The organism is Shewanella psychropiezotolerans (assembly GCF_007197555.1).
GTDB classification, from domain to species: Bacteria; Pseudomonadota; Gammaproteobacteria; order Enterobacterales; family Shewanellaceae; genus Shewanella; species Shewanella psychropiezotolerans.
The window spans coordinates 2,549,058-2,562,201 of record NZ_CP041614.1; the positions used below are offsets into that span (position 1 = coordinate 2,549,058).

The 13,144-nt window shown below is 45.5% G+C and carries 5 protein-coding genes, 2 tRNA genes, 3 rRNA genes and 3 pseudogenes; 9 read left to right on the forward strand and 4 right to left on the reverse strand.

Translation table 11 applies throughout. From position 1 onward, the window contains the following. Positions 1-330 precede the first annotated feature (330 nt). The 5 genes from FM037_RS11315 to rrf all read left to right on the forward strand — a co-directional run bounded on the left by FM037_RS11315 (position 331) and on the right by rrf (position 6,101). Positions 331-1,875 (forward strand): 16S ribosomal RNA (locus FM037_RS11315). 254 nt (positions 1,876-2,129) lie between these two features. Next, positions 2,130-2,206 (forward strand) — tRNA-Ile (locus FM037_RS11320). 153 nt (positions 2,207-2,359) lie between these two features. Beyond that, a tRNA-Ala gene (locus FM037_RS11325) sits at positions 2,360-2,435 on the forward strand. A gap of 472 nt (positions 2,436-2,907) precedes the next feature. Then, positions 2,908-5,811 (forward strand): 23S ribosomal RNA (locus FM037_RS11330). A gap of 174 nt (positions 5,812-5,985) precedes the next feature. After that, positions 5,986-6,101: ribosomal RNA gene (gene rrf, locus FM037_RS11335) — 5S ribosomal RNA — on the forward strand. The 16S, 23S and 5S rRNA genes sit together here with 2 tRNA genes alongside, the layout of an rRNA operon. Before the next feature lie 239 nt (positions 6,102-6,340). On the opposite strand, the gene FM037_RS11340 is transcribed toward rrf, so the two are convergent. Further along, positions 6,341-6,661: a hypothetical protein gene (locus tag FM037_RS11340; protein WP_144046089.1), complete on the reverse strand. Its 321-nt coding sequence runs from the start codon at positions 6,659-6,661 to the stop codon at positions 6,341-6,343. A gap of 352 nt (positions 6,662-7,013) precedes the next feature. Between FM037_RS11340 and FM037_RS11345 the strand changes: the two genes are divergently transcribed. Beyond that, positions 7,014-8,063 (forward strand): patatin-like phospholipase family protein, encoded by a 1,050-nt coding sequence (locus FM037_RS11345; RefSeq protein ID WP_144046090.1) that lies wholly within the window; start codon positions 7,014-7,016, stop codon positions 8,061-8,063. 77 nt (positions 8,064-8,140) lie between these two features. On the opposite strand, the pseudogene FM037_RS30390 reads toward FM037_RS11345, so the two are convergent. Beyond that, positions 8,141-8,811 (reverse strand): annotated as a pseudogene (locus FM037_RS30390) (YccT family protein). 190 nt (positions 8,812-9,001) lie between these two features. On the opposite strand from FM037_RS30390, the gene FM037_RS11355 reads away from it, so the two are divergent. After that, complete coding sequence (locus FM037_RS11355; protein ID WP_229381163.1) at positions 9,002-9,361, forward strand: hypothetical protein; 360 nt, start codon at positions 9,002-9,004, stop codon at positions 9,359-9,361. 125 nt (positions 9,362-9,486) lie between these two features. After that, complete coding sequence (gene corA / locus FM037_RS11360; protein ID WP_144046092.1) at positions 9,487-10,434, forward strand: magnesium/cobalt transporter CorA; 948 nt, start codon at positions 9,487-9,489, stop codon at positions 10,432-10,434. Here corA and FM037_RS11365 read toward each other — a convergent pair whose 3' ends face one another. Together FM037_RS11365 and FM037_RS11370 are read right to left on the reverse strand one after the other, a co-directional pair. Next, positions 10,435-10,758 (reverse strand): DUF3135 domain-containing protein, encoded by a 324-nt coding sequence (locus tag FM037_RS11365; RefSeq protein WP_144046093.1) that lies wholly within the window; start codon positions 10,756-10,758, stop codon positions 10,435-10,437. Between the two features lie 219 nt (positions 10,759-10,977). Then, a pseudogene (locus FM037_RS11370) lies at positions 10,978-12,235 on the reverse strand (HD-GYP domain-containing protein). A gap of 152 nt (positions 12,236-12,387) precedes the next feature. On the opposite strand from FM037_RS11370, the pseudogene FM037_RS11375 reads away from it, so the two are divergent. Then, positions 12,388-13,082 (forward strand): annotated as a pseudogene (locus FM037_RS11375) (2OG-Fe(II) oxygenase family protein). Positions 13,083-13,144: the final 62 nt, after the last annotated feature.

The window sequence follows — 13,144 nt, forward strand, 5'->3', positions numbered from 1 at the left end:
TTGACGATAAAACCCAAATCAGTAGAATACGCAACCCAAGCCAACGACCAAGCGTCACGGCAGTATCTGCAATATGATGCAACGCTCTTTAACAATTTATCAAGTAATCTGTGTGGGCACTCACAGGTGTTGAGTTATTCGAAATCATTTTCTACTACGTAGTAAATGAAAATAAAATTTACTCAATGATATGAGTGTTCATAATTGGAATCATTTATGGTTTCAAAAAATTTATGTACAAATATTTTTAAGATTCTTCCGAGTCTTTTAAATGAATCAGAATTCGTTGAGCCGATGTCATTGCCGAAAGGTAATGCATCAAAAAAACTTTAATTGAAGAGTTTGATCATGGCTCAGATTGAACGCTGGCGGCAGGCCTAACACATGCAAGTCGAGCGGAAACAGAAAGGTGCTTGCACCTTTGCTGTCGAGCGGCGGACGGGTGAGTAATGCCTAGGGAACTGCCCAGTCGAGGGGGATAACAGTTGGAAACGACTGCTAATACCGCATACGCCCTACGGGGGAAAGGAGGGGACCTTCGGGCCTTTCGCGATTGGATGTACCTAGGTGGGATTAGCTAGTTGGTAAGGTAATGGCTTACCAAGGCGACGATCCCTAGCTGGTCTGAGAGGATGATCAGCCACACTGGAACTGAGACACGGTCCAGACTCCTACGGGAGGCAGCAGTGGGGAATATTGCACAATGGGCGAAAGCCTGATGCAGCCATGCCGCGTGTGTGAAGAAGGCCTTCGGGTTGTAAAGCACTTTCAGCGAGGAGGAAAGGTTGTAGTTTAATAAACTATAGCTGTGACGTTACTCGCAGAAGAAGCACCGGCTAACTTCGTGCCAGCAGCCGCGGTAATACGAGGGGTGCAAGCGTTAATCGGAATTACTGGGCGTAAAGCGTACGCAGGCGGTTTGTTAAGCAAGATGTGAAAGCCCCGGGCTCAACCTGGGAATTGCATTTTGAACTGGCAAACTAGAGTCTTGTAGAGGGGGGTAGAATTTCAGGTGTAGCGGTGAAATGCGTAGAGATCTGAAGGAATACCGGTGGCGAAGGCGGCCCCCTGGACAAAGACTGACGCTCAGGTACGAAAGCGTGGGGAGCAAACAGGATTAGATACCCTGGTAGTCCACGCCGTAAACGATGTCTACTCGGAATTTGGTGTCTTGAACACTGGGTTCCCAAGCTAACGCATTAAGTAGACCGCCTGGGGAGTACGGCCGCAAGGTTAAAACTCAAATGAATTGACGGGGGCCCGCACAAGCGGTGGAGCATGTGGTTTAATTCGATGCAACGCGAAGAACCTTACCTACTCTTGACATCCACGGAATTTTTCAGAGATGAATTAGTGCCTTCGGGAACCGTGAGACAGGTGCTGCATGGCTGTCGTCAGCTCGTGTTGTGAAATGTTGGGTTAAGTCCCGCAACGAGCGCAACCCTTATCCTTATTTGCCAGCACGTAATGGTGGGAACTTTAGGGAGACTGCCGGTGATAAACCGGAGGAAGGTGGGGACGACGTCAAGTCATCATGGCCCTTACGAGTAGGGCTACACACGTGCTACAATGGTCGGTACAGAGGGTCGCAAAGCCGCGAGGTCAAGCTAATCCCACAAAGCCGGTCGTAGTCCGGATCGGAGTCTGCAACTCGACTCCGTGAAGTCGGAATCGCTAGTAATCGTGAATCAGAATGTCACGGTGAATACGTTCCCGGGCCTTGTACACACCGCCCGTCACACCATGGGAGTGGGCTGCACCAGAAGTAGATAGCTTAACCTTTCGGGGAGGGCGTTTACCACGGTGTGGTTCATGACTGGGGTGAAGTCGTAACAAGGTAGCCCTAGGGGAACCTGGGGCTGGATCACCTCCTTACCTATACGACTAACTCAATATTTGGTTTGGTAAGAAATTGCATCCGTGCATTTCTTACACACAGCACATCCGTGTGCTTGAGTGTTCACACAGATTACTTGATAGAAGAAAGAGAAATATACGTGTCTATTTAGACGACGTTAATTCACTCTAGCACAAGGCTCTTGAAGAGTGAGGGAGGACGTGTAGTTCACTACACGACGACTGAACGATGAAAAGCAACGCTGTGATTGAGTGAAGAAACAAGTATAAATGGGTCTGTAGCTCAGCTGGTTAGAGCGCACCCCTGATAAGGGTGAGGTCGGTGGTTCAAGTCCACTCTGACCCACCAATTCTTCGTGATACTGCGTTATGTAGTTCGTCGTTTAGCAGGCTAAACGTCCTCACTACAAGCCTTGTCTCACTTGAATTGGCTTCGCCAAATCTTTATAAGTCTTGGCTTACTCGATTTGGTCACGTTATATATTCTCAACTGCATGTAAATGGGGCTATAGCTCAGCTGGGAGAGCGCCTGCCTTGCACGCAGGAGGTCTGCGGTTCGATCCCGCATAGCTCCACCATTTACTTTTGCTTAAGGATGTTAAACATCTTTAAATATAAGTGCATGCACATGGATAGAGATGCCAAAGATAAATGAATATTTATCTTTGGCTTTTTTAAGCCCGCTCTTTAAAAATTTGGAAAGCTGATAGTAATTTTTACATCAAAAAACGATGTAAAAATTATAATAAATAATTGAGTTCTCAAACACTTAAATCAAGTGCCGACTCTTTCTTAGAGCTTCTTGTATAAGAGGTCTTTAACGATTGGGTCATGAGTATTCTTTTGGCGAAAGTAAACACCATTAGTTGCAATACGATCTTGAAAAGGCTTATGTCATTTCAATTGAATCGAAGCGCAGTCAATGTGCTGTTAGGCAAGGCGCGAAAGCGAACGAGGAGGGCGTGTAGTTTACTACATAACCGACAAGTGAGTTTGAGTAACGATGCATAAGAGTACAGTGGCAAGTGAATAGATCCATGTGGGTTGTATGGTTAAGTGACTAAGCGTATACGGTGGATGCCTTGGCAGTCAGAGGCGATGAAGGACGTAGTAACTTGCGAAAAGCGTTGGCGAGCTAGTAACAAGCATTTGAGCTAACGATGTCCGAATGGGGAAACCCACTCACATAAGTGAGTATCACTACATGAATACATAGTGTAGTGAGGCAAACCCGGGGAACTGAAACATCTAAGTACCCGGAGGAACAGAAATCAACCGAGATTCCCCTAGTAGCGGCGAGCGAACGGGGATTAGCCCTTAAGTCTATAGGGTGTTAGTGGAATGAGTTGGAAAGCTCAGCGGCACAGGGTGATAGCCCCGTACATGAAAACTAACTATAGATGAAAACGAGTAGGACGGGACACGTGACATCTTGTCTGAACATGGGGGACCATCCTCCAAGGCTAAATACTCCTGACTGACCGATAGTGAACCAGTACCGTGAGGGAAAGGCGAAAAGAACCCCTGTGAGGGGAGTGAAATAGAACCTGAAACCGTATACGTACAAGCAGTGGGAGCGGTTCTTGAGACCGTGACTGCGTACCTTTTGTATAATGGGTCAGCGACTTACATTTTGTAGCGAGGTTAAGCGAATAGCGGAGCCGTAGGGAAACCGAGTGTTAACTGCGCGTTTAGTTGCAAGGTGTAGACCCGAAACCCGGTGATCTATCCATGGGCAGGTTGAAGGTTGAGTAACATCAACTGGAGGACCGAACCGACTTATGTTGAAAAATGAGCGGATGACTTGTGGATGGGGGTGAAAGGCCAATCAAACCGGGAGATATCTGGTTCTCCTCGAAAGCTATTTAGGTAGCGCCTCGAGCGAATACCATTGGGGGTAGAGCACTGTTAAGGCTAGGGGGTCATCCCGACTTACCAACCCTTTGCAAACTCCGAATACCAATGAGTACTACTCGGGAGACACACGGCGGGTGCTAACGTCCGTCGTGGAAAGGGAAACAACCCAGACCATCAGCTAAGGTCCCAAAGTTATTGCTAAGTGGGAAACGATGTGGGAAGGCTTAGACAGCTAGGAAGTTGGCTTAGAAGCAGCCATCTTTTAAAGAAAGCGTAATAGCTCACTAGTCGAGTCGGCCTGCGCGGAAGATTTAACGGGGCTAAGCAATACACCGAAGCTATGGGTACTAGTGCTTGCACTGGTGCGGTAGAGGAGCGTTCTGTAAGCCGTTGAAGGCGAAGGGGTAACCCACGCTGGAGGTATCAGAAGTGCGAATGCTGACATGAGTAACGATAAAGGGAGTGAAAAACTCCCTCGCCGAAAGACCAAGGTTTCCTGTCCAATGTTAATCAGGGCAGGGTAAGTCGACCCCTAAGGTGAGGCCGAAAGGCGTAATCGATGGGAAACAGGTTAATATTCCTGTACTTCTGCTAACTGCGATGGAGAGACGGAGAAGGCTAGACTAGCGCGGCGTTGGTTGTCCGCGTTTAAGGTTGTAGGTTGTATTCTTAGGCAAATCCGGGAATACGCATTAAATTGCAAGACTGAGGACTGATGACGAGACCCTAAGGGGTTGAAGTAGTTGATGCCATGCTTCCAGGAAAATCTTCTAAGCTTCAGGTTAGTAGGAATCGTACCCCAAACCGACACAGGTGGTTGGGTAGAGAATACCAAGGCGCTTGAGAGAACTCGGCTGAAGGAACTAGGCAAAATGGTACCGTAACTTCGGGAGAAGGTACGCTCCTGACGGTGATGAGACTTGCTCTCTAAGCTGTTGGGAGTCGCAGATACCAGGTGGCTGCAACTGTTTATCAAAAACACAGTACTGTGCAAACTCGCAAGAGGAAGTATACGGTATGACGCCTGCCCGGTGCCGGAAGGTTAATTGATTGGGTTATCTTCGGAGAAGCTCATGATCGAAGCCCCGGTAAACGGCGGCCGTAACTATAACGGTCCTAAGGTAGCGAAATTCCTTGTCGGGTAAGTTCCGACCTGCACGAATGGCGTAATGATGGCCACGCTGTCTCCAGCCGAGACTCAGTGAAGTTGAAATTGCGGTGAAGATGCCGTATACCCGCGGCTAGACGGAAAGACCCCGTGCACCTTTACTATAGCTTGGCACTGAACATTGAACCTACATGTGTAGGATAGGTGGGAGACTTTGAAGTTGGGACGCTAGTTCTGATGGAGTCAACCTTGAAATACCACCCTTGTAGTTTTGATGTTCTAACTCAGGCCCCTGAATCGGGGTTGAGGACAGTGCCTGGTGGGTAGTTTGACTGGGGCGGTCTCCTCCCAAAGAGTAACGGAGGAGCACGAAGGTTGGCTAAGTACGGTCGGACATCGTACGGTTAGTGCAATGGCATAAGCCAGCTTAACTGCGAGACATACACGTCGAGCAGGTACGAAAGTAGGTCATAGTGATCCGGTGGTTCTGTATGGAAGGGCCATCGCTCAACGGATAAAAGGTACGCCGGGGATAACAGGCTGATACCGCCCAAGAGTTCATATCGACGGCGGTGTTTGGCACCTCGATGTCGGCTCATCACATCCTGGGGCTGAAGTCGGTCCCAAGGGTATGGCTGTTCGCCATTTAAAGTGGTACGCGAGCTGGGTTCAGAACGTCGTGAGACAGTTCGGTCCCTATCTGCCGTGGGCGTTGGATGATTGAAGGAAGCTGCTCCTAGTACGAGAGGACCGGAGTGGACGAACCGCTGGTGTTCGGGTTGTTATGCCAATAGCATTGCCCGGTAGCTACGTTCGGAATCGATAACCGCTGAAAGCATCTAAGCGGGAAGCGAGTCCTAAGATGAGTCATCCCTAGGAATTTAATTCCTCTAAAGAGCCGTTCGAGACTAGGACGTTGATAGGCAGGGTGTGTAAGCGTTGTGAGGCGTTGAGCTAACCTGTACTAATGACTCGTGAGGCTTAACCATACAACCCAGATGGGTTTGTGTAGTTAGTGTGTGTATTACTTCATAAGCACAAAAGAATACAAACTTGATTTAAGTCGAACCTAATTATTTATTATTTAGAGAAATCTAGATACAGCTTTCTAAATTCTTTTACCTTTAGCTTTTTTAAAAAGCTGAAAGTAATCGTCAAATTAGTCTGGAAACCATAGCATTGTGGCCCCACCTGATCCCATCTCGAACTCAGAAGTGAAACGCAATCGCGCCGATGGTAGTGTGGGGTCTCCCCATGTGAGAGTAGGTCATTTCCAGGCGCCTAATAAACGATAAATCCCCAGCACCTAGTGTTGGGGATTTTTTCGTTTAACAGCTTTTGAAATGAGCTTCTCACATGGGGAATATAGATAGCGCATGCGAAGCATGCATCCTTTTATGTGATAGTAGGGTGATATCGCTGCGTTCAGCAAACGAAGTTTGATGCTGCGGTAGAACGCGAAGGATTTATCCGAAGCTGGGCCATTGGAAGGCGCCTTTGTTGCAGGCTACAAAGGAGCTACTCTGATATCTGTACTGGTAACCGCCGCAGTGTGGGCCTTTCAGTTCGACACCTACGTCGTCTCTCGCTGCAAAGTAGCTGAATGCTGCGCATCCAAAGTGCTACTTCTCCGCCCCCATGTGTTCGGCCTTCGGTAAGTATCATGACCTTTCCAAGCTGTACCATTGGAAGGCGTCTTTGCTCTTTGTTCCAACGACTCATGCTGCGCATCCAAAGCGCTACTTCTCCGCCCCCATGTGTTCGGCCTTCGGCAAGTATCATGACCTTTCCAAGCTGTACCATTGGAAGGCGTCTTCGCTCTTTGTTCCAACGACTCATGCTGCGGCATCCAAAGCTCTACTTCTTCGCTCCCATGTGTCCACTTCGCGAACTACGAGAGGTCACCGATATGCTCCTCGGTAACTGCTCCATGCGTTACTCTCGATAATAGCTCCTGCATTAATCTACCTTCGTCCATCCTTGGTCTCGTACCTCCTGAATATAAGTGACACTTTCCAAGCCCATGTAGATCGTAGGTCAATTCCAGCCGCCTCCGTTCAAACTTGTTTAGTAATCGTTAATGTTAATTGGATTTTTCTATGTGAGTTATTTAAATAATCAATTATACAAGTTAGCGTCGAATCTATAGATTTGATTGGGTTCCGTGGGGGAATTAACTTCAGGTCTTCTTATGCCATTATCGATTGCTGCCAATTCAGATTTAGAACCATATATAGCTCGTGTGCTTGCCGATGATCCATCTCCAAACAAAGGTAATGATCAGCGCTATAACATACCTGAGCCTATTGCCCGTACGGCTCTAGTGGCAGAAGGTGGCGGTCAGAGGGGGATATTTACTGCAGGCGTACTCGATAGTTGGTTAGAGTGCGGCTATAACCCATTTGAGTTACTGATAGGCACTTCTGCAGGGGCACAGAACCTGTCTAGCTTTTTGACTGGCCAAGCTGGGTTTGCTCAGGCCTCGATTGCTCAACTTTCTAAGCAACCTGAGTTCTTCAATATAAAAAGAGGGCTGAAAGGATCCAATACCGTCGATCTTGACTGGTATTTCGAACAGGGCAGTGATGCACAATTTCGTTTAAACACTGAGTACGGTTTGACTAAGCTTCAAAGTCGTAGCTTACTTATCTCGACAACGAATAGCTCCAGTTATCAGGCTTTATTTTCTTCGCCAAATGCCAAAAATTGGTTAACCTTGCTTAAGGCATCGAGCGCTCTGCCTTATCTTTATCGTAAGGGAGTGCTGATTAACGGGGACTATCATGTCGATGGTGGTTTATCGGCTCCCTTGCCTGTGGAGGAAGCTTATAAACGGGGGGCGAGGAAGATAGTGGTGATCCGCACTATGCCGAAGGAATACACAGCCCATACACCTTGGGTTAATCGGCTTAAGTCCTGGATTTGTTCGTCGAACCGATGCCCTAAAGCACTCGATTATTTCGTTCATCATGAAGCAGCTTATAAGCATTCTCTGCAGTTTATTGCATCACCACCGGACGACGTTGAGGTGATACAAATATTCCCCGAGTCCAGGCTCACTAGCCATATTTTGGGCAGTGCAGATGCTCAGCTTGAACATGATTATCTTATGGGGAAGCGCGCCGGTTTGCTATTTATCGAGGACAATTCCGTATCACTGTTGGCGAGAGAGAATTTGGTTCAATTTCAAGAGAGAGCGGAGGAAGCCAGCGCAAGACTTAAGCTGGTTCATTACTGCTAGTTGAGCCGTGTGATGAGCCTCAAGCCAGCGTAATAAGTCTACTGGCTTTTATAGGCTATACAGATTACCGATTGGGATTAGTCTTGATTTATGCGAAACTTGAAGGCCTTGCGAGTCTCTTCATCCGCTTGGCTATACCAAAAATCCAACATTTGACCGACATTTATCTGGTCTTTACTGGTGTCAGGCATCTGTTCAGAGGCCTGACTATTATGAGTAACCACGACAGTGGTTGCAGGTAATACTACAGGTGTTGATTTCTGTGTTTGTGGTATAAGGTTTAGGAGGGCCGCAGGCGCTGAACTCTTGTTATAGACTGCTATTTCTTTGTCATAATCCCGGCCTAGTTGTATTCCCACTTTGAGGAGTAGGTCACTGGTGTATTCAACATCTCCCCCGCTTCATCGATAAGGGTCAACTCTGCAAGCTTATTAAACTTGTCTGCATCACTGTCAGATCTAAGTCTTGGCAACGACAGCTTATACGCTGAACCTTGACCATTGAATGTCAGGATCACAGCTTCTGATGTGAACCTTCTTTGCTCACCTTGTTGCCTGAAGCTGGTGTTATATTTAAACACAATCTGATTATTGCCATCATTGAGCTCTAGTGAGGTTTCATCCTCCATCTCTACACCATTAACTACTAAGAGCTGCGCAGACTTAGGTAAGGTAAGGGTGAGTTTTGCATATGCTGGCAGTGAACAGGCTGCAGTAAAAATAACTGCGAGGGCTAAAGTGTGCTTCATAGAATTCTCTAGGTTAGATCTGTGGAGTGATTTATACCACTTTTAACCACATTAATGTAATTGGTATCGCAGAAGGTGCACTTGTTAGGTGAGTCTCAGATTTTTTCTTATGTTTGATTAGACATTTGTACCAGTTTAAGCAATGAAAAGACGTTATAATCACGGGTTATTATTACCGTTGGAGTTCGCCGTGTTCACGAAAATACTGATCACTCTCTTAGTCATTGTCGGCGCCTTTTTCTACTTACGTAAACCTGCTCGATTATCAGTTCAAACCAGAACCGTCGATGTAGGGAAACGAATCATGTTGCGCTATATCTTTATGGGTTTGATAGCCGTTTCTATGTTTGGAAGCACAGGTTATTGGTATTGGAGCTGGCAAGACGGTAACCAAGTGGTCAGAGTGACCATAGTATCACCGTTAATAGACAGTACCAGTGTGTATCAGGTGAGAAAGAAAGATATATTGAACAATCAGATCACAACTATTGATGGCATTAACATTCGCTTATCGAATCAAGAACGTGTCATTATCGCAAATTCTAACTAATACCAACTTTGACTAGATTATTGTTTATAGAGCTTTTTAATCTTGCCGATTAAGGTAGAATAGCCTCGTTTTTTACCCTGCGCTGTGGCACAAAAATTCGTCATAGTGTTTTTTCAGGAGGTACCATGATAACTGCTTATGTCTATAACGATCGTAAACTAGCGATTACTGAACTGAACATACAGGATGTTGTACCTCCGGAAACGCTCTGGTTAGATCTTTTCAAACCCAGTGACGAAGAACGTGAATGGTTGAGTAAATACTCTGTTGAAGAGGTACCAGAGGAAGAAGATATCAATGAAATTGAAGCTTCCGCACGTTTCTATCAAAATAACGATGGTCTGCATATTAACTCCCTGTTTCCTCAACGATTAGGCCAGGATGTCAAAGGCGTTAACGTCTCATTTAATTTACGTAAAGATTTTCTGCTAACGATCAGAGAGGATGATGTCGGTCTCATTCGCTTGCTTAGAAACTATCTAAGGTTGGGACGTATCAAAGTCACCACACCTCAAGGGCTTTTTCTTGAGTTGTTCAATCTGAAAGTCGATTACTTATCAGATCTTATCGAAGATATTTATTCAGTGGTCGATGGTGTCAGTGAGCAGGTTTTTGAAAACAATGAACTAGACGAAGTGTTTAAACTCATTACCTTGCAGGAAGACTCAAATGGTAAAATTCGTTTAAGTCTGCTGGATACTCAACGCTCACTACGTTATATGCAAAGATATTATCGTGGTCAACTCACCGACGATAACCTTAAAGATTTACGTGAGATGCTGTTAGATATCGAATCTCTGATGCCCCACAGTCAATTTATTTTCGATAAATTAAACTTTCTGCTGGATGCCGCTATGGGCTTTAGTGGATTACAACAGAATAAGATCATTAAAATATTCTCGGTTGCAGCAGTCATCTTCCTACCGCCGACTGTGATAGCCAGTGCTTATGGGATGAATTTTACCACTATGCCTGAGCTAGAGTGGCAGTTTGGTTATCCTATGGCCATCTTGATGATGCTGGCCAGTGCCGGTGGAACCTATGCATTCTTCAAGAGGAAAGGCTGGCTTTAGTCAGTTAGTCGACAGCTTTTTTGAAGGAAGTACCAGGATTTTGGCATTTTGTTGTCGAAATTCCTGAGGGTGATTCATTATGGTGTTTAAGGCGATAAACTTGTCGTTCATGATGCTGATGGCCAAATAGCATCTGTGATAAGGGTTGGAGCATCGAGATAGCTGTTGCTCAAGGTGGTATTGCATCGAGATCAGTTGTTCTTTGTTCGTTTCCGGGCAGCAATCTATCGCCTCTTTGCAGAGTGTTTTTTGAAGCTCTTCGAGTTCATCAGGCTCATTTTCAGCCAGCCATCTTAGTTTATCGAAGTCAGGTAATTCAGTCATAGCCTCTCCCCCCAGAAGATAGCGTTACTTTCAAATTAGCTAATAGTTTGCTATTCGGCAAGAAAACTTGAGAATAACGGGGGAAATGTGTGAGTTTTTAGTTATAAGAGCTGCAGTGTTATTAGAGGGGAAAAGGGTTTTAGTCATATTTCCTCGATGTTTTTCAATACCTTCCTTTCCCTTTCGTTCTACTTTTCGAAGTCATAATCGAAAAATAATTTAGCTATCTGAACCTATATAGTAGCTGACACGCTCTCTAGGGTTTAAATATTTAAAGATTTTCTCGGGTAACGCCATTGGTTGTATACAGCGGACTATGCTGAGACCTTCGACTTCTAGATCCACAATCGGAGCCTGATCTTTGGGAACCATGGCATCGTAGACCAGTATTCTGGGGAACAATATTTTGTCCAGGTTGACCGACATGACCATGGCAAACTGGCCAGAAGATAACTCAACAATACTGCCGGGGGATAGATGCCTAACATTTTGATCATCTTGCCAGTGACTTGCTGATTTAGCTGTGTCTTGAAGTTTTTATAGATATGACCGAGTGCAGCATAGGGAGTACGCGCTTTTGTCTGTGCGTCAGGGTGACAAAGAGAGTCATATAAGTTAACCACGGCAACGAGCTGGCACAACTTGTCGAGTTTATTCTCTTTAAGCCCCTTAGGGTAGCCAGAGCCGTCTAGGTATTCATGATGATTGAGTACTATTGGCATGGCACCGGCTGGAAAGTTTTCAGCGAGTTTCAACAAGTCTGCACCCATGATTGGATGTTGCTTCATAAAGTTAACTTCAGGCGGCGTTAATGGTGTCTTCTTCTTGAGTAATTGTGGAGGGACTTTCAATTTTCCAGTATCGTGAAACAGTGAACCCATGCCGACTAATTCGATATCTGATCTGTCCCAGCCCAGTTCTTTTGCCATTAACATGGAGAGTACGGCGACATTGAGAGAGTGATAATAAATTGATTCGTCGTCTTTGGCTTCGCCCATAAGATGTAAGACTAAGTTATCCGAACTCAGTAATTTTTCACTCATGTCATTAATTAATTCCTTGGCATCATCTATGGCATTTAGCGGACGGTTGCGTAATTTAGATACCAAGTTACGCATTTTTGCGATGGATCGGTCAAAGTCTTGCTCGGTTTTCTGAAGGTCTCGGCGCATCCGCTTGAGTTTTTCAATACGCTCACTTTTGTTTTTTTGCATCTCGATGGTGAGTGCATCCAGGTCTTCTTTCTGCGGCGGCACCACTTTAGTCTTGGCAACCTCTTCGGTGAGAGGGGGATATCACTTCGCTCGATATCGACGAACACAAAGTCGATGGCTAATTTTTTAATAAGCTCGATTTGTGCCTGTTGCTTGAGTCTGAAGCTACTGAATAGGAAGGGGTGATCTTTCCAAGAAACGGGTAAGCGGATGAAATTACCGACTTGTAATTGATTGACTGCAACTTTACGGTTTTTCTTCATATTCTTCTTATTAGTATCCCCATCTCTTTAGAACAATTATTCCAGAACTGGTTTGATTGTTATAGTGATATTTTAACTTAACTCAATGACTTTACAATCACTTAACCATTATGTCAGCATAGACTGAACACAGAATAGGCAAAGTTAACAAAATGGACTTCATTGAAGTATACCCTAATGCTATCCCAGATGACTTATGTGATCGTTTGATCGCCTCTTTTGAACAACATAAGGGGGTGGCCGATGGCAGAACCGGCCAAGGGGTGGATTTAGAAAAAAAAATAAGTCGCGATCTCACCTTAGACAGTTTCGAGGATTTGCAGAGTATCAGGAATGAATTACTCACTTATACATTGAAATTCTCTACCGAGTATTTCAATCAATATTCGATGGCATTGATGGGGGCTGTATCGGTGCAAGTCGCTGATGACAAAGGCCAAGGTGTTGCGCTGACGCCTGATAACTATCAGAGTCTGGGTGAACCAAGATCCGAAGCATTAGTTAAGTATCTCTACCGCAGTGGGACCATTAATGTTCAGAAATATCAGCAGGGTGTAGGAGGGTACCCTCACTGGCATTCTGAGCAGTTTCCTCAGGCGGGGCATAATGAAGCCTTGCATCGCGTGGTGCTCTATATGTTTTATCTTAACGATGTAGAAGAGGGGGGGAGACGGAATTTTTTTATCAAAACAGAAAACTCAAACCAAAGAAGGGCAGCATGGTCATAGCACCAGCGGGCTTTACTCACTCACATCGAGGCAATAGACCGATCAGTAACGATAAATATATCGCGACTTCTTGGGTCATGTTTAATCGCGCCGAGCAATTGTATGCACCGATAAGATAGCGTATGAATACAAGGGTCTTGTGATCAAGACCCTTGTATCTAGTTGCATGACTTAGTTCTGG